Annotated in this window: 19 protein-coding genes; 8 read left to right on the top strand and 11 right to left on the bottom strand. The window is 44.4% G+C overall.

Features of this window, described 5'->3' with window-relative positions; genetic code table 11:
• Genes secD through AAIR98_RS04730 form a run of 4 tightly spaced genes read left to right on the top strand, consistent with a single transcriptional unit; the run spans position 1 to position 3,714 of the window.
• The gene (secD, locus tag AAIR98_RS04745; protein WP_423971054.1) at positions 1-1,416 is read left to right on the top strand and encodes a protein translocase subunit SecD; all 1,416 of its coding nucleotides are present in this window, start codon (positions 1-3) and stop codon (positions 1,414-1,416) included.
• Entirely contained in the window at positions 1,413-2,378 is a 966-nt protein-coding gene (secF, locus tag AAIR98_RS04740; RefSeq protein WP_423971053.1) for a protein translocase subunit SecF, read from the top strand. The genes secD and secF overlap by 4 nt, the downstream gene beginning before the upstream one ends.
• Positions 2,378-3,010, top strand: a complete 633-nt coding sequence (locus tag AAIR98_RS04735; protein ID WP_423971052.1) for a hypothetical protein — start codon at positions 2,378-2,380, stop codon at positions 3,008-3,010. Before secF ends, AAIR98_RS04735 begins: the two co-directional genes overlap by 1 nt.
• Positions 3,007-3,714 (top strand): lysophospholipid acyltransferase family protein, encoded by a 708-nt coding sequence (locus tag AAIR98_RS04730; RefSeq protein WP_423971051.1) that lies wholly within the window; start codon positions 3,007-3,009, stop codon positions 3,712-3,714. Before AAIR98_RS04735 ends, AAIR98_RS04730 begins: the two co-directional genes overlap by 4 nt.
• A 55-nt stretch (positions 3,715-3,769) precedes the next feature.
• Here the strand turns inward: AAIR98_RS04730 and AAIR98_RS04725 are convergent, their stop codons facing one another.
• From AAIR98_RS04725 to AAIR98_RS04715, 3 genes are all read right to left on the bottom strand, one after another.
• The gene (locus AAIR98_RS04725; protein WP_423971050.1) at positions 3,770-4,261 is read right to left on the bottom strand and encodes a type IV pilin protein; all 492 of its coding nucleotides are present in this window, start codon (positions 4,259-4,261) and stop codon (positions 3,770-3,772) included.
• 90 nt (positions 4,262-4,351) lie between these two features.
• Positions 4,352-5,779: a pyruvate kinase gene (gene pyk, locus AAIR98_RS04720; protein WP_423971049.1), complete on the bottom strand. Its 1,428-nt coding sequence runs from the start codon at positions 5,777-5,779 to the stop codon at positions 4,352-4,354.
• Positions 5,780-5,893: 114 nt separating this feature from the next.
• Entirely contained in the window at positions 5,894-6,997 is a 1,104-nt protein-coding gene (locus AAIR98_RS04715) for an AlbA family DNA-binding domain-containing protein (protein WP_423971048.1), read from the bottom strand.
• A 92-nt stretch (positions 6,998-7,089) separates the two neighbouring features.
• Here AAIR98_RS04715 and AAIR98_RS04710 point away from each other — a divergent pair, with 92 nt between their 5' ends.
• Together AAIR98_RS04710 and dut are read left to right on the top strand one after the other, a co-directional pair.
• Positions 7,090-7,857 carry a magnesium transporter MgtE N-terminal domain-containing protein gene (locus AAIR98_RS04710; RefSeq protein ID WP_423971047.1) on the top strand — a complete coding sequence of 256 codons (768 nt, stop codon included), beginning with the start codon at positions 7,090-7,092 and terminating at the stop codon, positions 7,855-7,857.
• 1 nt (position 7,858) lies between these two features.
• On the top strand, positions 7,859-8,284 hold the full coding sequence (gene dut, locus AAIR98_RS04705; protein WP_423971046.1) for a dUTP diphosphatase: 426 nt from the start codon (positions 7,859-7,861) through the stop codon (positions 8,282-8,284).
• 259 nt (positions 8,285-8,543) lie between these two features.
• Here the strand turns inward: dut and AAIR98_RS04700 are convergent, their stop codons facing one another.
• Positions 8,544-8,816, bottom strand: a complete 273-nt coding sequence (locus AAIR98_RS04700) for a type IV pilin protein (RefSeq protein ID WP_423971045.1) — start codon at positions 8,814-8,816, stop codon at positions 8,544-8,546.
• Between the two features lie 161 nt (positions 8,817-8,977).
• Between AAIR98_RS04700 and AAIR98_RS04695 the strand changes: the two genes are divergently transcribed.
• Together AAIR98_RS04695 and waaF are read left to right on the top strand one after the other, a co-directional pair.
• Positions 8,978-10,255: a 3-deoxy-D-manno-octulosonic acid transferase gene (locus tag AAIR98_RS04695; protein ID WP_423971044.1), complete on the top strand. Its 1,278-nt coding sequence runs from the start codon at positions 8,978-8,980 to the stop codon at positions 10,253-10,255.
• Positions 10,239-11,795, top strand: coding sequence for a lipopolysaccharide heptosyltransferase II (waaF, locus tag AAIR98_RS04690; protein ID WP_423971043.1), 1,557 nt, complete (start codon positions 10,239-10,241; stop codon positions 11,793-11,795). Before AAIR98_RS04695 ends, waaF begins: the two co-directional genes overlap by 17 nt.
• Positions 11,796-12,361: 566 nt before the next feature.
• Here the strand turns inward: waaF and AAIR98_RS04685 are convergent.
• The 7 genes from AAIR98_RS04685 to ftsA all read right to left on the bottom strand — a co-directional run bounded on the left by AAIR98_RS04685 (position 12,362) and on the right by ftsA (position 20,534).
• On the bottom strand, positions 12,362-13,567 hold the full coding sequence (locus tag AAIR98_RS04685) for a hypothetical protein (protein ID WP_423971042.1): 1,206 nt from the start codon (positions 13,565-13,567) through the stop codon (positions 12,362-12,364).
• Between the two features lie 685 nt (positions 13,568-14,252).
• The gene (locus AAIR98_RS04680; protein ID WP_423971041.1) at positions 14,253-15,464 is read right to left on the bottom strand and encodes a S1 RNA-binding domain-containing protein; all 1,212 of its coding nucleotides are present in this window, start codon (positions 15,462-15,464) and stop codon (positions 14,253-14,255) included.
• A 63-nt stretch (positions 15,465-15,527) separates the two neighbouring features.
• A complete protein-coding gene (locus AAIR98_RS04675) occupies positions 15,528-16,115 on the bottom strand; it encodes a lysophospholipid acyltransferase family protein (RefSeq protein ID WP_423971040.1) in 588 nt (195 codons plus the stop codon).
• 12 nt (positions 16,116-16,127) lie between these two features.
• A complete protein-coding gene (gene cmk, locus AAIR98_RS04670; RefSeq protein ID WP_423971039.1) occupies positions 16,128-16,814 on the bottom strand; it encodes a (d)CMP kinase in 687 nt (228 codons plus the stop codon).
• Positions 16,814-17,917: a type IV pilus twitching motility protein PilT gene (locus AAIR98_RS04665; protein WP_423971038.1), complete on the bottom strand. Its 1,104-nt coding sequence runs from the start codon at positions 17,915-17,917 to the stop codon at positions 16,814-16,816. Before AAIR98_RS04665 ends, cmk begins: the two co-directional genes overlap by 1 nt.
• Before the next feature lie 3 nt (positions 17,918-17,920).
• Positions 17,921-19,060, bottom strand: a complete 1,140-nt coding sequence (gene ftsZ, locus AAIR98_RS04660) for a cell division protein FtsZ (RefSeq protein WP_423971037.1) — start codon at positions 19,058-19,060, stop codon at positions 17,921-17,923.
• A 223-nt stretch (positions 19,061-19,283) separates the two neighbouring features.
• Positions 19,284-20,534 (bottom strand): cell division protein FtsA, encoded by a 1,251-nt coding sequence (gene ftsA, locus AAIR98_RS04655; RefSeq protein WP_423971036.1) that lies wholly within the window; start codon positions 20,532-20,534, stop codon positions 19,284-19,286.
• Positions 20,535-20,541 lie beyond the last annotated feature (7 nt).

Below are 20,541 nucleotides of genomic sequence, written 5' to 3'. Positions count from 1 at the left end.
ATGCCTAACAAAATACTGGTAAAATGGTCCATAATACTTATAGCTTTATTTGGATCAGCTTACTTGCTTTACCCGTGCTACGAATGGTACAGCAAGACAAACGACGAACGCAACAGGCTTGAAGCATCCGGCGACAGGCCCAAACACATTCTTAACTTAGGTTTAGACTTAAGGGGCGGCAGCAGCTTACTGTTAGAATTAGATGTAAGCAAACTGGCCGACAAAGAGAATATCAACGACGCCATGGCAAGAGCGATTGAAATTATAAGAAACCGCATTGACCAATACGGCGTGGCCGAAACCCCCATCACAAGACAGGGCGAAAAGTGGATATCCGTACAACTCCCCGGTATAGCCAACCCCGAACAGGCTGAGGCCTTAATAGGCAAAACCGCTATGTTGGAGTTTAGAATAGTAAGAACATCCACAACAGGTATTGATAAGGCTGTTACCGCGCTTGAAGAAGCCGACAACCCGTGGGACGAAGAGGGCAATTTAATACCCTCCATCGCCAAACTCTTACCGTCAGACGCTATCATTCTTAAAAACAAAGACGGCGGTTACTCTATACTTGAGAAAGAAGTTAAAGTAACAGGTGCAGATTTAGAAGACGCCAGAGTTAACGCCGCCGGTGAATATGGCATGCCTGAAGTAGCTTTCAGCTTTTCAACGGAAGGCAGCAAAAAATTCGGCGCGCTTACAGGCGCTAACATAGGCAAACAGCTTGCCATTGTGTTAGACAACACCGTTCAGTCAGCCCCCACAATACAAAGCAGAATTACAAAAGACGGCCGCATTTCAGGCAGGTTTACTATGGACGAAGCCAAAAGGCTCGCCATTACCTTACGCGCAGGCGCTTTACCAGCACCCGTTAAAATTATTGAAAAACGTGTAATAGGCCCCAGTCTGGGCGAAGACTCTATAAGAGACGGTGTTAGAGCCTCCGCTATAGCGTTAGCCATTATTTTGGCATTCATGCTTATTTACTACAAAGCGGGCGGTTTTATATCAGACATAGCATTACTGCTTAACCTGGTTTTCCTGCTTGCTTTAATGTCATATTTCTCAGCCACGCTCACGCTGCCCGGTATCGCGGGTATCATACTGTCACTGGCCATGGCCATTGACGCCAACGTTCTTATTTTAGAGCGTATGCGTGAAGAAAAGCTGGCGGGCAGGGCGCTCGACGAAATAATTTCACTGGGTTATGATAAAGCGTGGAGCGCTATTTTTGACTCCAACTTTACCACATGGATAGTAGCTATCTTCTTATTCCAGTTCGGCTCAGGGCCGGTAAAAGGCTTTGCCGTTACACTCACCCTCGGTCTTGTAGTAGGTATATTTACCTCAGTGTTTGTCACCAGAGCTATTTATGACTTACTCCTTACCTCTAACCCGAAGGAGATTAGTTTATGATGAATTTAGTACCTAAGACTAATATTGACTTCCTGAAATACAGAAAAGTGTTTTTGGGTATTGCGGCGGTTTGTATAATTGCCTCTATTATAGCTGTAGCGGTGCGCGGGCTTAACCTGGGTATCGATTTTAAGGGCGGCACCATGCTGCAAGTGCAGTTTAACCAGCCCACAACAATCGACCAAGTCAGAAACGCGCTTGATAAAATCAACCCCGAAATACAGTCCTACGTAGGTAAAAACCTTTACGCTGTTAAAGTAAAAGGCTCACAGGAAAACGTGAACGAGGTTTCAAGCAATATTGAGTCCTCACTCAAAGCCGCGGGCTTAGACTTTACGGTAGAATCCGTAGACTTCGTGGGTCCTACAGTTGGTAAAGATCTTGCTAAAAACGCCGTGCTGGCATTAGTACTGTCGCTGGTGTTTATGGTTATTTACATAGCGTTCCGCTTCCAAAATATAGTTTGGGGCTCCTCAGGCGTACTGGCGCTGGTGCACGACGCCATAATTATGGTGGGTGTTTTCGCCGTTATGTATAAAGAGGTGGACCTTATTATTGTGGCGGCCTTGCTTACGGCTATAGGTTATTCTATTAACGATAACATTGTTATTTTTGACCGCATGAGAGAAAACATTAAAAATAACCCTAAGCTTGACCTTTACACGCTTATTAACAGAAGTATTAACGAAACGCTTTCCAGAACGGTTATCACAGGCTCTACAGTGTTTGTAGCGGTAGTTATAATATACTTCTTTGGCGGCGAAGTGCTTAGAAACTTCGCGCTTATTATGATTATCGGTATTGTGGTGGGCACATATTCCACAATAGCGGTAGCTTCTATGCTTGTATATGAATGGGTAAAAAATGTTGAGGACGCTTCCCACTTAGTGGAAAACGTTAAAACAGAAAAAGTAACCCACACTGAAGCAAAAAAACAAAACAAAAGAAACAGAAGACACTAATGAACAAGATTAAAAAGTTCAAAATATCTTTAAGACGTAAAAGCATTGCAGGCCGCATCTTAAGGTCCAAGTTGGACCTTAAGGCGGCCGGCATTGCTGATGAGTTTGAACTAGACAAATTTATTGTCAGTTTATACGCCACTCTCAACCCGGGGGTTGTATATAAACTTTTTGAAGAACGCTCGCTTGAACTTGAAAATATAGGCATAAAACATGACGAAATGTTTTCCGCCTGCGTGGTAACCTTAGGCCGTGAAATAGAAGATAAAGTAAAAGAGTTTGACGGTAACGCGGACCTGCAGACAGCGGCCAATATTATACTGTTCGAATTTTTAAAAGGCGCGGTACAGTTTACCGCGGACCTTATTAAAGAACAAGCCGAGAAAGAAGAATTTGAAACCACGGGTATAGAAGTTTTATATTCCCCGGTATTTTCATATACAACGGAACCTAAATTTTTGCAGGAAGCCTACCGTATAGAACGTGAAATGGCGGACAAAGCCACCCCCGTTATATTTGAGGCGTTAAATACAGCCAAAATTAATGTATCATGTGACAACGGCCAAATAGAACCCAAGGCAACGCTGGCGTTTTTAGTCCCGTGGCAAAAGCGCAAGAGAAAAAAGAAATGAACGAACCTAAAGAGAAAAAAATTTTATTAAGACGGGTACGCACCAACAAGACATCGCTTAAGAGTCCTCACCGCTCTTTTAAGTATGTTATTGTTTCTAATCTTATTTACCTTGTAAGTGTTTTTCTTGGGTGGACAACCAGAACCAAGTTTTACAAATCCCCTGAATTTGAAGACTGGCACAACAGCGGCAAAAATTACATTTACGCCGTCTGGCATAACCAGCAAGCTTTTTTGTTGTACCCCTACAGAGGGAAAAAGGTTTGCGCTTTAATCAGTCTTAGCAAAGACGGCGAGTTTATAGCGCGAGTGCTGCCCAAATTTGGTATGAAAGCGGTGCGCGGTTCCACCAGTAAAGGCGGTTCAAACGCGCTTAGAATGCTTATGGATATTTCCCAGGCGGGTTACCACCCTATGATTACGCCCGACGGCCCGCGCGGTCCTATTTATAAAGCCAAAAACGGCGTAATATATTTGGCTAAAAAAACAGGCCTGCCCATAGTACCTGTGGGTGCCGGGCTTAGCAATAAGTTTACGGTAGGCTCTTGGGATAAAATGAGAATCCCCCTCCCCTTTGGCAAATGCGCCCTGGTATACGGCAAAATGATTTTTGTAAATGAAGAATCCGACATTGCCAAGGTTAAGCTGGAACTGGAACAGGAACTTAACGCGGCCACATTAAAAGCTGAACAACTGGTTTCTTAAAAACAATTTAAAACAAAAAATCCCCCGCCAAATGGCAGGGGATTTTTATATAAATTTAAGCGCGGCAGTTCATCAAAGCACCGCCAACTTTACAAGTATTAAAACCCAGCGCTTTGCACATAGCCTGAAGTTTCTCTCCGTTTGCGTTACTGGTATAGTAATAACAGTATAAGGCGGTGTCCGGCGTTTTGGTTAGTGTAAGCCCCTCATATTCTTCGCCTGCGTTAGGCTGTGCCATGGCCTGGTTGGAAATTGTAAATATGCTGTACGTTATCTTTTTACATCTGGCAAAAGATTTTGTAGCCACTGTGCTGATAGCGCAGTTTGAGGGCATCTCAATATCAAGGTCGTTCATTGTCGGCGCATATTCGCCCATGGCCATATAATAACGGTCTTGGGCGTCAGAAATACTTCGCACCATAAGCATGGCCTCGGCAAAGCGTGATTTGGTTACCGCTTTTTGGTACTGCGGTAAGGAGATAGCGGCAAGTATGCCTATAATTAAAACTACAACCAGTAATTCTATTAATGTAAAACCCTTTCTCATAAAATTCTCTCAAAAAACTGTTCAAATATTATACAAAAAAACGTCCTCTTTCAATTGAAAGAGGACGTTTTTATTTAAACTGATTCTATTTTATATGGTTGCAATATAAAGCAGGTTTGTATCGCCGGAGTGTCCAAACGGAATACCCGCGGTTATAACAGCTTTGTCGCCTTCTTTAGCCATGTTATGGGTTAAAGCGGCGGCACGCGCCTCTCTTAAAATATCGTCAAACGTTTCTAAGTTTTTAACTCTTACAGACGTTACGCCCCACACCAGCGCCATTTTTCTGGCCGTGTTTTTATAAGGGGTAAGCGAAAGTATGGAAACACACGGGCGCTGCTGCGCTGTCTTCATAGTCGTAGAGCCGGAGTCTGTAAAGTTAATAATCAGGTTAGCCGTTGACATAACTTTGGCTGACATGCTGGCGGCGGAAATAATGGCCGCGTCTGTGCTGCACACTTTTTCATGCGTTGTGGCGGCCATAACTTCTTTAAACCTGGAGTCCTGCTCAACAGTGGTAATAATGCGGCGCATGGTAGACACTGCCTCAACAGGGTGCTTGCCGTTGGCGGTCTCGGCCGATAACATAACAGCGTCGGCCCCGTCGTAAACTGCGGTGGCTACGTCTGACGCTTCCGCCCTTGTGGGGGTTACGTTGTTTATCATAGATTCTAACATCTGTGTTGCCACTATAACCGGTTTGCCTACTTCTCTGCAGGCGGCTACAATGCGTTTTTGTATTACGGGCACTTTTTCCGTATTCATTTCAACGCCAAGGTCACCACGGGCAACCATAACTACGTCCGAAAGCTCTATAATTTCGTTAAGGTGCTCCACGGCGCTGGGCTTTTCAATTTTAGCCACAATGCCGGCCTGTGATTTCATAAGGCTTCTGGCAAGTTTAATGTCCTCGGGGTTTTGCACAAAGGATAAAGCTATAAAGTCCGCGCCCAGCTCTTCCGCCATCACAAGGTCTTTACGGTCTTTTTCCGTTAAAGCGGAAATAGGCAGCTGCACGCCGGGCACGTTAACGCCCTTACGGTCAGACAGCGGCCCGCCGGAAACTACTGTAGTGTGTAAAGAATCAGGTGTGCAGGAATCTATATGAAGTTTAATAATACCGTCGTTAAGCAGCAGCTCGTGGCCGGGTTTCATTACTTTAAAAATTTCAGGATGCTGCAGGCCGACTCTGTTTTGATCGCCAAGTTCTTCTGAAGTATCAAGAGTAAAAGTGTCCCCCTCTTTTAATATGATACCCTCGGGGTTTTTAAATTTGCCCACACGCAGTTTGGGGCCCTGCAAGTCAAATAAAATACCTATTGAGCGGGAGTATTTTTTCTCCGCCGCGCGTATACCCGCGATTCTCTGCTGATACTCTTCAAGTGAACCGTGCGAACAGTTAAAACGGAAAACGGATACTCCGGAAAACACCAACCTGTCAATCATTTCTTCTGAACTTGTGTTGGGGCCTAAAGTTGCGACAATTTTGCAAAAACCTCTGTTATTAAGTGTAGACATTTATACCTCTAAAAAAAATACTATATTGGAATTTTTGTAAAAATAAGTTAAAATTCCACACTTATATTTTATAATTTTAAGAGAGTCTTGTCTTTTTACGTCTGAGATTTAAGTTCACAGAATGTCTTTTATCTCCCCCGGGCTAAGTTCAAAGCCCAGCGCCCAGGCCGCTTCTGACAGTATTTGCGTGGTTACAAAATTTTGGTTTGCCTCAATTTCAGATATATTATAAATGTTATCCGTTCTTATAAAATCTTCCAGCACGGTTGTGCTTTTGGTATCATACTCCACTGTAACGCCGCGCGCGTTTGTTATGGTAAAACGGAAGTTAAGCGGCCCGCCAAAATATATTTTTTTATGAAACCTTACCGCCGTGTCAAAAAAATATTGTACGGTTGAAGCAAGGTTGGCAAAACTCATGTGCCCGTCCTCATCAGCCAGCACGGTTTTGCAGTAGACAAGCCCGTAGGAGTTAAGCTCCAGCATATCGGTGCTGGCGGCGCCCAGCTTTGTTATACCGTCCTGCACGGTTTTAATCTCGCTGCCGGGGAACATGCCGTCTATAATAGGGCGCAGCTGAGGGTATTCTATCAAAACTTCGTCGGGGTAAAGCGGTATCAGAGAAAGCGACATTACGGCCTTCTGCGCGTCTATGCGCATATTTTTGGATTTTAAATAATTGTCAAAATGCCTGTCCGCTTTATCCAACAAAATATGCCGCAGACTTTCTGATTTTTTACGGTGGTTAAGCAGCCAGGGCAGTTTGTCCGGATGCACCAAAATTTCAGGCCTGGAACTTTGGCCCGTGCGTATATACGCGCGTTTCATTTTGCCAACCAGGTGCGGCGTAAGGTTGCTTTGCGGTATATTGACAACAACAAACATTTGCCCCTGGTCATTACCGCAGACATTAATATCAACAAATACTATAGGGTCAATGTAGGTTTGTATAATATCTTCTATTTTATTGCGTATTTTATATTGAAAGGGTATGCCCGTAAACGGCGGGGTGGGGCGGTCGTTCTTATCATCTTTTACACCCACTATAACCGTGCCGCCCAGCGCGTTAGCAAATGAGGCTATAGTTTTTGCAAACTTCTCATTATTTTTTGGCAAAAAATATTTGTAATCAAGCTGTTTACCCTCAGGCATGTTAAGTTCGCAAAATTTTACTACGTCGTCAAAAGTAAGTTCGTGAAATGGTTTATCAAAAAACATAGTTCCCCCTAAGAGCCTAACTTCAATGTAATAAATATTAACCTCCCGCGCAACAGAAAAACAAAGCGGGGTAAAATTAATATAATGAATATATGTACATACAGCCAAACAGCCAGATTTCCATAAACATGGCGGAAAAATTTATTGCAGCGGCCCCGCAGGCGGCGGCAAGGTTTTTTGAATCGCTTTCCACGCATGAAGCTTTGCAATATGTGGCGGGCCTTAAGGCCGAGTATATAGTTTTACTTTTGTCTAATATGACGCCCGCAAGAACCGCCGTACTGCTGCGCAGACTGCCTGTTAAACAGGCGGCGTATGTAACGTCAAGCTTTAATATTAACTTTGCGGCGCAGGTTTTAGAAGCGCTGCCCGCGCATCATAAAACTAAAATAGAATCCACTTTGCCGCAGTCTTTTAAAGCGGAGCTTAAAGCCGCTTTGGCCTACCCCCCCGGCAGCGTGGGCACCGTTATGCGCGGTGATTTTTTTACCTTTAAAACAGACGTTAAAGTAGAAGATATTGTAACCAAATTTAAAAACCTTCCGCGTAAAAAAATACCCGCGCAAATTTATATTTTAGACAAATCAGGCCGCCTTGGCGGTGTTATACGCACGCTTGAGCTGGTGTTTTTCCAACCGGACGCTATGGCGGGCTCAGTAATGCAGGCGCAGTTTCCCGCCGTTAAACCGGCGGAAACAGAAGCCAACGCGCTGCAAATTATGGCGGATAATTTTTTGCCGGAACTGCCCGTGGTAAATAAAGACGGCGTACTTGTAGGCATATTTGAAATTAACGTTAAAACTAAAAAAGAAGCAAAACCAAATAAAAAAGGCATACTTTCAATTTTTAAGGATAAATAACATGAACACTATTAAAGTAAAAAAACTTGACCCTAACGCCAAATTGCCGCACCGCGCGCACGCCACAGACTCCGGCGCGGACATGTTCGCGCTTGAGCGTACCGTGCTGCCCGCAAAAAGTATTACCAGCGTACGCACCGGCATAGCCATAGAACTGCCTGAAAATACCTCGGGTATAGTATGGGGCAAAAGTTCGGTAGAGTCAAAAGGCATTAAAGTTATGGCGGGTCTTATAGACCACCCGTACAGGGGCGAAGTTTTAATTTGTCTCTATAACCTTAACGACAAGGATTTTACTTTTGAAGCCGGGCAAAAAGTAGCCCAGCTTGTTGTACTCCCCACGCTTTACCCGGATTTTGAAGAAGCGGCGGACCTAAGCCAAACCAAACGCGGCGAAGGCCGCTTTGGCAGCAGCGGCAAGTTTTAAAAATAAAATAAAAATACCCCCGCCTTAAAGCGGGGGTATTTTTTATAAAACTTAAATATTATTAATTGTACCAAAAGCGTGTGAACCCCGCATCGGCGTCTTGCAAAACACCCTCTTTTGTACGCCGGGCAGAGAAAGACAGATATATTCATACCCTTCTTTAGCGTCACAGCAAAATTTACCTCTATGTTCATAATTGGGAAGTGTATCAGAATATTTTCTTATATAAAACAATGAATAACTGTCTTTGCCGTCTTTTTTAATAACGGTTGGGTTTCCCCCCCCAGATATAGTAAGTAAAATACTTAGACTGTGCCTGGTCAAGGTAGATATCATCAATGCTCGTAGGATATTCGTTATGTTCCATATAGTAAAACTCTACCGCTTCAGCTAACGCCCTTACTGTTATTACAGCCTGGGCGGCGCGGGATTTCTCCACCGCTTTTGTATATTGCGGTAAAGCAATCGCGGCAAGAATGCCGATGATAAGCACAACAACCAATAACTCTATCAGTGTAAAACCTTTTTTCATTATTTCTCCTAAAAGATTATAGTATGTACTGTTATATTATATTATTAATATTTCCATTTTTCAAAAAAATACTTTATTACGTATAATTTATAATAAGAACCCCCAAACCACCGCACAATCCCATAGCAGTAGTGACTATTATTTTTATATAATATTCATATATGGGACACTTTTTACTTTTTATCCTCAATTGTCTTTCCCCTTTTGGCGCCTTACTGGTGCTGGTATATTTTTTCATCTCACCAAGGCGCGGTTTGCTTAAAAAACTGAGAGAAGAACTAAGAGAACGCTTTGTACTCTACCCGTATACCGAACTCTTGCAAAACCCTATTTGGATACACTGCGCCAGCGTTGGTGAGGTTAACTCTATGCAGGGCCTTATACCCCAGCTTAAAGATTTATACAATAAACCTATCTTAATTACCACAAACACCTGGGCAGGACGCACGGCGGCTTACAAAAACCCGCACGTGGACAACGCCCTTTTAATACCCTTTGATTTTTACCCTCTAACACGCAAGTTTGTACGCCTTGTTAAACCGCACAGAATGATGATTGTAGAGGGCGAACTTTGGCCCAACAACATTATGGCATGCGTTAACAACGGCGTGCCCGTATATGTAATTAACGGCCGCATGTCAGCCAGAAGCGCCAAAAAGTATAAGTATGTTTACTCGCTTTTTAGCATGCTTCTTAAAAATGTTTCCTTTGCCGCTTTACAGAGTGAGGAGATTAAAGAGCGTTACATCGGCCTGGGCCTGCGCCCTGAAATTGCTTTTGCCCCCGGCAATGTAAAATATGACAGCCTTAAAACCAATCCCCCAAGAACGCGCGAGGTAAAAGAACTTTTTACCAAATTTGGCTGGGACGGCAAAACAATACTTGTATGCGGCAGCACGCATATTGAGGAAGAGGCGCTTATTATGTCCGCCGCGCCCGCGCTCTATAAAGAAAACATACGCATAGTTATTGCGCCCAGACACTTAGAAAGAAAGTCCGCTATAACGGAATCTTTAACAAAAAACAGCATCGAATTTAACCTTTTAAGCCACGACACCGGCGTGCGTGACCCTGAAATAATTTTGGCCGACGCCATGGGCTGGCTGACATCTTTTTACGCCGGGGCGGACATTGCCTTTGTGGGCGGCACTATAGCTAAAAAAGGCGGCCATAATTTGCTGGAGCCCGCTATACTTGCCAAGCCCGTTGTGTTTGGCCCTTACGTTTACAATACGCCTGATACTGCGGCCGCTTTGTTGGAAAATAAAGGCGGCGAAAGTGTGAGTAAAGAAAATTTTGCAGAAGTGATTATAAGGTTGTCTAAGAATAAGGACGTTTTGGCCTCAATGTCGGCTGCAGCCGCCGTGACCGCGCGTTCTTTTCAAGGGGCAACCGTAAAAATAATGGAGTTAATAACAAACCATGAAAGAAACAATTAAAGACGGCGCGTACCCAAGAATATTAGTAATACGGCTATCCTCACTGGGGGACATTGTGCTCTCCTCACCGGTATACAAAAACCTTAAGGCAAAGTGGCCTAACTCACACATAACGCTGCTTGTTAAAAAGCAATTTGCCGACGTGCTTGCCGGCCACCCTGACATAGACGAGATTATTACCCTTAAAAAAACCAATATGGAAACGGTGCATGAAATTAAAAAAAGAGGTTTTACACATTTACTTGACCTGCACTCAAACTCCAGAAGCATGATTATAAGCGCGCTTTCAGGCATACCTAATAAAGTTAAATACAATAAAAACTCCGTTGAGCGCCGCATGTTTGTAAAATACCGCAAACAAAGCCCCGCGCTGGAAAAACACACTCTTGAAAAATATTTAGACGCGCTTAAAGCGTGGGACGTGCCGATAATTTATAAAGAACCGCAGCTGGGCGACTGGGCCTATAAAAACGCCGCCGCGCCTGAAGGTAAAAAAGTCAGAAAGATTGGTATATTCCAAACTTCTTTCATCGGCGACACCGTGCTTACAACACCGCTGGTAACCAAAACGGCAAAGATGTTCCCGGACGCAAAAATAGTTGTTATAACAAGACCCGAGACAAAATCTATTTTTGAGCACATGCCCGAAGTATCTGAGATTATTTTAAACAGCAAAAAGGGCCTTAGCAAAATAACAGGCGTATTTAAAACCGCTAAAGAAATAAAAGAAAGTGGTATAGACATTCTTTTGGTACCGCACAGAAGCTTTAGAAGCGCGTTAATAGCGTGGCTGAGCAAGGTGCCTATACGTATAGGATTCTCATCAAGCGAGGGCTGGTTCTTCTACACAAAAACTGTGCCGTTCTCATGGATGATACACGACGCTGAGCGCAACCTTAACCTGCTGCACGGCATTGTAAAAGAAAACTTTCAGGCCGAAGAACTTAACCTTAAAGGCATACCCACGCCTGACGAAAATGTTGAACGCCTGATGGAAGACTACCACCTTAACGGTAAAACATTGGTTGGCGTGCACCCAGGTTCCGCCTGGCCCACAAAATGCTGGCCTGAGGAAAAATATACGCAGCTTATAGCCCGTTTACAAAATGAGCTTGGCGTAACAGCCGTTATAGTAGGCGGTGGTAAGGACGGGGAACTTGGCGAGAGAATACGCCACAGCGCCGGCGGCGACGCCGCTAACCTGGCGGGCAAAACAAGTTTGACTGACCTTATGTCTATAATGCGCCGCTTTAAACTGTTTGTTACCAATGACTCCGGCCCCATGCACATAGCAACCGCTTTCGCGGTGCCTACGCTGGCCATATTTGGCCCTACAACTAAAGAGCTGGGCTTTTTCCCCTACGGCAAAGGCCACAGGGTTATAGAGGTAAAAGGGCTGCAGTGCCGCCCCTGTGCGCTGCACGGCGGCAAAAAGTGCCCTCTTGGTCATTTTAAATGTATGAATGACATAACGGTGGACGAAGTTTTTAATAATGCCAAAGAAATGTTGGAAGAGAATGGCGTGATTGAAAAGAAATAGTTTATTGTAGTTTTTATACGCAGCTTTAAGCGGCCCCTTATTAAAGGGGCCGCTTTTTTTGTAGTATAAAAGTATTTTTACTCCATAAAAATTACGGTTTATCAAACAGCTGCCCCGTATTAGTGCCCTTTTATTTTACAAACAAGACTTCTTATCCTCCCCCTCCCGGGGGGAGGAAGTTTTGCCGCGTTGTTATGGCGCGTAGCGGCGGCGGCAAAGCAGGTGAGGGGGAATGGACATTTATACAACCGATTAAGCTGCATATTCACTTTAGCTTTACTACAACTTCCCCCTCACCCTACCCTCTCCCCCAGTGGGGCGAGGGTTTCACAAAAAAAGCTCCTATATTATCAGAACTATTTTATTTTCTTATTGCCAACACACTTTTTGTTCATCGGTGGAACATAAGCGGAACCACCTGCCTAGCGGGTGGGTTTCAAAAGCATACAAAAACCCCCGCTGTTAGGCGGGGAAAAAGGCCGCCCAACCGGACGGCCGTGTTAATTGGTTAAAATAAAAAACCCCGTCCTTTCGAACGGGGTTTTTAATTTAAGCGTTAGCTAAAATTAGAATCTGATTAACATACCTGTCTGAGCTTTGTATGTATTATCGCGTGCATGTTCGTGATATCCACCGACAGCAGCGTGGAGTTCAACGTTTTTGTTCATGGCATATTTTACCCAAAGGTCAGCTTCGTAATCCGCGCTGCCTTTAAGGTTTCTTTCTTTAAAGATAAAACCGTCAACGGAGAATGTGAATTTGTCCATTTCAGCAAATTTCATGTCTACGCCGAGGTTACCGATGAAATTATTTTCAAAATAGAAATCACCATCAAAAGCCTGGCCTTTGATTATACCGGGTCTATAATTACCAAATGATTGGAAGTTTTCACCGCGAACTATTGTCGCTCTAGGTGTAAAAGCACCAAGGTCGAGTTTGGCATCTATTTTGAGTAAGCTGCCTTTGTCATGGTCAAAAGCGCCATCATCAGGTTCGCCAACAATGTTTCTGGCATATTCAGCTGATAATGTTACCATATCAAGACCTAATGTACCTTTAGCACCATAGATGCTTGTGTATCTATGTTCGCCAGCGGCAGGAATCACATCAGCACCATCTCTAAGATTGTAGAAATAGCCCTGAACTTTGATGTTTTCTGCTACATTATATTTAAGGTCTAAACCTAATAAAGATGTATCGGAATCATCATAAGCGCCTGTATCAGCGATTTTACCATATACAAAATCCCATGAGAGCATTTCGCCGGCATGTGAAAGGACGACTGCGTCAATGGAGGATAATGTATCCTGGGCTCTTTCTGAAACATAGTGGTTAGGGCCAATATAGATGATAGCACTGTCTTCATCACCATAGAACTGACGGCCGACTTTAGCTTCTAAGCAGCAGAAAAGGTTTTTAAGAACTACGTTAGCTTCCATTATTTTAATTTCGTTCAAATAACCTGTATCTGTATTATTGCTTATAACTTTACCATCTACATCATCTGCACCCCATGCATTATAATATGCTAAGGTGAGGTTTGCTTTAACGTCTTCCGCAAGGTCAAAATTAATACCATAAATAACTCTGACATTTGTATTGCTATATTGATCATGTCTACCAGCAGGGGTAACACTATCATCAAGCATTCTGTCGCTAATTGAACCGATTACTTGTACTTCACCGTAAGATTTTACGTTTTTAAGTATATCGGCGCTAGCAGCGGGTACTAATAAGGCTAATGCAAGTGCTAAGCCTAATAATTTTCTCATCATCATTCTCCTTACTCTAGATTAAGACTACATATTTATTGTAGAAACTTTTGTCGCCCGAATGCAAGCATTTTATTAACGTATAGGCCCACAAAAATCTTGACTTAGCAATATTAATTTAATATCTTTTTTACCCCCTTTAAAAGACATGTACAAATTTTCTTTTTCTACGACGGCAAACCCAACAAACGCGCCCGCTGTCACAGACAATATTTCTATTTTAATTTTTAAAGCACGCCCCTACAGTGCAAAATTTAAATAAAAATATTTTTAGTTAGTTTTACTTTTTTATATTTAATTTGCCAAATCACCAGACACAAAGGCAAACGCCGTTACCCCGGCAAGGTAGTAGCGTACTAATTATATACGCAGTTGTAGGGGCGGACCTTGTGTCCGCCCGTTGTTAGCTAATAGAGGGCGGAGACAAGCTCCGCCCATACAAAAATTAACGGGTAAGGAATTTTTAAGACATTTATGGCAATCTCTCTCTCGCAATGTCCCCCCTCTGGCAAAGGGGAGAAATTATATTTACTTCTGCGTGAACCTCCACGGGCTTACGACTGCGGAGTGACGCTTGTTCTCTCCAACAAATAAATATCCCCCGGCAAGCGCGGGTTTTCAACAGATACAAAAAGCGGGGCCTTTAATAAAGGTCCCGCTTTAAACTTTACTTATTTGTTAGAAGTTATTTTTCTTCAGATTCGTTAAGTGAATCCTGCAGCAGCTGGCCAAGTGTCGGCCTGGGCGCTTGCTTCATGTACTGGGCGACAAACTTTTTGTTCTGTACCTGGTCGTACTTTTTAACCGAGAGGTTAACAGAGCAGTCGTCGGGGTTTATGCCTATTACCATTACGCTGATAACATCGTCAACCTTACCGTCAAAGTCTCTGCCCATTTCAAACTGGTTAATATAACCCTTGGTGTTGTTCTTACCAAGCACAACTTCAACACGGTCTTCAGATATAGCCACAATTTTACCTTTGGCTGTGCTCTTGTAAGGGTATTTGCGTCTAAGCGCGTCGGCCGGGTTTAAGAAAAGCTGTTTAAGGCCAAACTCAAGCTTGCCGGTTTCTTTATCAATTTTAAGTAACTTTGCTTTAAGACGCTGCCCGCGGCGAAATGAGGTTATCATTTTTTCCGCGTCCTGCCAGGCTACGTTATCTAAATTTACCACGCCTTCAATACCGTGGAAGCGGAGGAAAAGTCTGTCCTTGTCGGCCTTGGCTACTACTACTCTTAAAACGTCGCCTTCTTTAATAGTGCCGAGTACAGATTCTCTTCTTACGCCTTCATCTTCTTCCAATACCTGTTTGCGGGAGATGATAAGCTTGCTCTTTTCTTTTACAAATTCAACTATAACGGCTTTAACTTTGGCGCCTACGGGTAAATAATGTTTGTAGGCTGTGTGAAGCTCGGACAGTGATAACGGCATAAAACCGTTAACGCCAAAAACGTCTACAATATAGCCGCCTTTTACACACTGCAATATTGTGCCGCGCACACGTTCTTTATTATCATAAGCTTTTTTGCATATGTCCCAGCCCATTGCTTCCTGGGCTTTTTTGTGTGAAAGTACGGCGTGTCTTTCGTCCGTGCCTTTTTTAACTAAAACTGCCGGCACTTTGTCGCCCGCTTGGGGCGCGGTGCGGCCGTCAAAATCTGACAGAGGAATATAACCTTCTTTTTTGTCCCCGGTATCAACTAAAACGCTATCCTGTCCAACCTGTACTACGGTTACCTGCACTATTTCCCTTTTGTTAAGCTTGTTAAGTAAGTCTTCCTGCTCGGCAAAAAGCTGGTCCATCGTCATTTCTTGTTCCTGCACCTGCGTTTCGGGCATGTCGCACCCGCATGCTTCTTGCGTCGTATCAATTTTCTTTTCTTCTGCGTTGGTCATAATAGCTCTTGCACTTTGCTTTAAACAAAATGCGTAATCCTCCGTGTATTTAACTTTCTAAATTTATTTAATTTTGTAAATCTCGGACATTATTTTGTCCGCAAACTGCTGGTACTGCTCTTTCAGGTCTACGCCCTGTACTTCTTCAAATTTTATTGTGTGTGAGTATACTACACGTAAATTTCTTACCCACGGGAAACCGAATGTGTTAAACACCCTGCATAAAAGCACCGGCGCGTTTGTTTTGTGCGCTACAAAGCTTACACCCGCTTTTGCCTTGCCCGGCTTGCCTGTTTTGGACCTGGTGCCCTCGGGGAACATAACTATGCTTTCTTCTTTATTAAGGGCGGCTATAATAGCTTTAAAAGCGCCCATATCCCTGCCTGCCGCACGCTCTACCGGGATAAAGCCGTATCTTTTAAATAAACGGCCCAGCACCGGCAAATTCATTAAACTCTTTTTTATTATATAGCGTGAGTCTCTTACCAGCCCCGCAAAACCGCCTAAAAGCGGCGGGTCTACGTTAGACAAATGGTTGCACACTATTATCAGACGGCCCGTCTTAGGTATATTTTCCAGCCCTTCGGCTTTTGCGTTGTAAAATATTTTAAGGAACCATCTAAAAGTAAATTTTATCAAATTAAGAAGCATGTGGCTACACCTTTATAAATTATTTTTTCTCTCAGCAATTATTTCAAGCAGTTTAGCCGTAACTTGCTGCAGGTTCATGTCTGATGTATCAAGTACTACCGCGTCCGCCGCGGCTTTAAGCGGCGCTACCGCGCGGGAACTGTCCCTATGGTCGCGCTCTTCTATGCCTTTTAAAATAGCGTTAAAATCGGCGCTTTCGCCCCTGTCCGTCAGTTGTTTATAACGGCGGTTGGCGCGCTCGCGCGCGCTTGCGTCTATGTAAAACTTAACCTCAGCGTCCGGGAAAACTACCGTGCCTATGTCGCGCCCTTCCATTACCACGCCGCCCTCACGGCCAACTTCACGCTGCTTTTCAGTAAGCACGGCGCGGGCGTTTTTTAAGGCGGAGGTTTTGCTTGCGGCCTGGCCCGTGGCTTCCTCATGAAGTTTGGCGCCAAGATACTCACCGTCTACAAACATTTTAAGGCTGGCGTCGGGCTGGCGTTCAAAGGTAAATTTCATTTTTTTAGCAATTTCAGTTACCGCGGCGTCATCCGTCATATCAACGCCAAGCTGTAAAGTTTTATAACCAAGCGCGCGGTACATCTCGCCCGTGCTTAAAAAACTGTAGCCCAATTTTTCGGCAACCAGTTTGCCGGCGGAACTTTTACCCGTTCCCGCCGTACCGTCAATAGCTATAAGCATGCCTTTTTTACGCATTATAAACCTTTTTTATCCTCTGAAATACCCTTAATGGCAAGCATAAGGCCGTCCGGGCTGGTGGAGTAAGCAAGCGCTGTTTCCATTTCAATTTTACCGTCTCTGTAAAGTTGTAAGAGCGACTGGTCAAAGGTTTGCATGCCGTAGTAATCGCCGGCGGCAATATTCTTTTGAATGTCGCCTATTCTGCCCTCGGCAATAAGTTTTTTAATTTGCGGCGTGTCTACCATAACCTCAACGGCGGGCACCATGCCGCCCTTTGTGCCGGGCATGAGACGCTGCGACACTATGCCTTTAACAAGTTCGGCCAGCTGCAGTTTTACCTGGCCCTGCTGTTCATGCGGGAAAGCTTCAATAAGTCTGTTAAGCGTTTGCACCGCGTCAATAGTGTGCACGGTGGTAAGCACCAAGTGGCCTGTTTCTGCCGCCATAATAGCGGCGCGGATAACCTCAGAGTCGCGCATTTCGCCTATCATAATAACGTCCGGGTCTTCACGCATTGAGGACCTTAAAGCGGCGGTGTAAGAATGTGTGTCCACGCCCAAAGCCAACTGGCTGACTATGCAGCGTTCCTCGGGGTGCAAAAATTCCACGGGGTCTTCAATAGTTAAAATGTGCCCGCGTATTGTTCTGTTAATATAACCAAGCATGGCGGCCAGCGTGCTGCTTTTACCGGACCCTGTCATACCGTTAACAATAATAAGCCCGCGTCTGTTTTCTGCCACCTTTTCAAGCGCGTCCACAGGCAAATTAAGTTCTGCAAATGTAGGTATTTTAAGCGGAATGTGGCGGGCGGCTATACAAATTTTACCGCTTTGGCGGTATACGTTAAAACGGAACCTGCCGTGCTCTTTAGCGTCTACGGAAAAGTCTACCGTGCCGTTATCTTCAAAAAGCTTTTTTTCCCTGTCGTTCATACAGGCAAAAGCTATTTTGTGCACGTCGTCGTTGGAAAGAAAACTGTCGTCAATTTTAATAATTTGCGTATTCATGCGCAGGTAGGCAAGTGAGTTTCCCCTTAAATGGAGTCCGCTTGCTTTGTTGTCTACAACTGTTTTAAGTAATGTTCTTAACCCTACGGAATTTTTTCTTTCCTCTGCCATAAATTACCTCTTTTTCCTTCTAAGATAAGCGGGTATTAAAATATTATCCTCGCTCTCAGGTTCCTTAGCGTCAAACAATAAATTTTTGCCTGACGTTGACGGCGGCGTATCCTTTGTGTCCGACACCCTAAATACCGGGTTTCTGGCGCTGTGCAGCTTGGCGTTATCCTTAGAAAACCCTGTGGCAATAACCGTAACTTTTATTTTGCCTTCTAAACTTTTATCGTACGTATGGCCAAACATAACAATGCTTTCTTTGCTGCCGTATTGTTTAACTAAATTCATAACCTCACCCTGTTCAAGCAGCGTAAGGCCCTCGCCAGCCAAAAAGTGCACTATAAAACCTTTCGCGCCCGTAATGTCCGCGTTTTCTAATAGTGGGCTGGAAATAGCCTGGCGTACAGCTGTTAAATGCCTGCCGTGCCCGTCGCCCTCGCCTATGCCTATAAGCGCACGGCCGCTGCCTGACATTACTTTTTTTACGTCGTTAAAATCTATGTTAACCTCGCCGGGTTTTGTAATAACTTCTGATATTCCCTTAACAGCCTGTAAGAGTACGTCATCAACTTTTTTGTAAGCTTCTTTGGAGGACGTCTGCGAGTCTATTGTTTCAAAAAGTCTATCATTAGGAATAATAATCATGGAGTCCACGCATTCCTGCAGTTCTTTTATGCCCTCGTCGGCCTGCTTTTCGCGTATAAAACCCTCAAAGCTGAACGGGCGGGTAACTACGCCCACTACTAAAATATCATTGCCGTAAGTTTCTTTGGCAAGCTTGGCAAGCGTTGGCGCAACGCCTGTGCCCGTGCCGCCGCCCATACCGGCTGTAATAAATAAAAGGTCTGTGTCGGCTATGACATGTTTAAGTTTTTCGGTAGATTCTTTGGCCGCTTCTTTGCCGCGTTTAGGGTCCCCCCCTACTCCCAGGCCGCCTGTAATGCGCTCGCCAACCTGCACCAAATACGGCGCGCGGTTACGGCGTAAATCCTGCGAGTCTGTGTTAATGGCCACGAAGTCAACGTCTTCTATACCGGCCTCAACCATGTGATTAATGGCGTTACCGCCGCCGCCGCCGACGCCAACTACTTTAATTTTAGCTTTCTTTGTCTCGAACGATTGGGCCGAGGCAAAAATATCATCCATAGTCATATATGTAGCCTTATTTCAAATTTTATTCCTTCTCCCTCTTAGGGGAGAAGGCAAGGATGAGGGTGATAAACACAAAATGCACACAAACATGTGCCCTGCCCCACCGCCTAACTCTTTGCTAAACTGCGTATAAAAATTTTATTTTTATAATTTGCTTCGCAATATTAAATCCCTCCCCCTACGGGGTACTCCCTTTACAAAAGGGAGAAAAGGGCATTTAATTACCAAAAATATCTACGCCTCTGAAAATCTTGCCTATTTTGCTGAACAGGCCTGATTTTTGCTCAAAGGAAGCTTTGTTAAATTCTTCATACATACCGCGCTGCGCGGCGTACGCGACAAGCGCTAAAGCGGTGCTGTACTTAGGGTCAAAAAACTGTTCGTCGCCTATAATAGCCTCGCGCGATACTGTGCCTGTGCGCACTTCTCTTAGGCCAAGCGTGTTTACGCAAACGTTTGTTACGCCGGGCATAAGGCTGCCGCCGCCGGTAAGTACGCCCACTACGGGGAAATCTTTATAACCGCTGCGGTCAACTATCTTTTTTACTTCTTCAAACAGTTCTTCCACACGGGGCTGTATAATATCTAAAATAAAACTTTTTTTAACCTGGTGCATGGAGCGGCCGTCTAATGTAGGCACAGGGATATCACCCTCGTCCTCTAAAAATGTGGGGAACGCTACGCCGTAGCTTTCTTTAATTTCTTTAGCGCTTTGCCTGGGGGTGTGTAAAAGGCGGGCGATGTCTGACGTAATTAAATCGCACCCAAAAGGAATGTCGCGCGAAAAGCGCAATACGCCGTCTATATAAATACCCACGCTCATGGTTTCGCCGCCAAGGTCAATAAGCATAGAGCCTATTTCTTTTTCTTCCTGCGTAAGCACCATGTCTGCCAGCGGCACTAAGCCGTAAAATGTACCGTCTATACGGTAACCGGGTTTTTGTATAGCTTTGGCTAAATTGTTAAGGTGCGTGCTGGAACCTGTGGTAACGTGCACGTCAACCTCTAAAAGGGAACCTTCCATGCCCTCGGGGTTTAAAATGCCTTTTTCTTTATCAATGGCAAAACCCTGGGGTATTACGTTTACAATCTCATTATCGTTTTTTATCGGTATAGCTTTGGCGTTTTCTATGGCTAACTGCATGTCGTTAATAGTAATTTCTTTGTCTACGCGGGAAATATTATATGTGCCGTGGTTTGTAAAACTTTCTAAGTGCGACCCGCGCACGCCTACAAATAAAGCGCCTATATCTTTGCCGCATTCTTTTTCTATATTAGACAATAGCGACAGCGCGGCGCTGGAGGTTTCCCTAATATCAAGCACTACGCCCGCCCTAAGCCCACGGCACGGTATAGAATGCGCGGCCTCTACTCTTAAAGTGTTTGTTTCAAAATCTTGCGCGGCGGCGACGCAGGTCATTTTACCGCTGCCTATATCAAGCCCCGCTATAATATTTGTTTTTGCCATTTTTCCA

The organism is Elusimicrobium simillimum (assembly GCF_049639735.1).
Lineage (GTDB): Bacteria > Elusimicrobiota > Elusimicrobia > Elusimicrobiales > Elusimicrobiaceae > Elusimicrobium > Elusimicrobium simillimum.
This window is presented reverse-complemented; position numbering and strand designations above follow the sequence as displayed.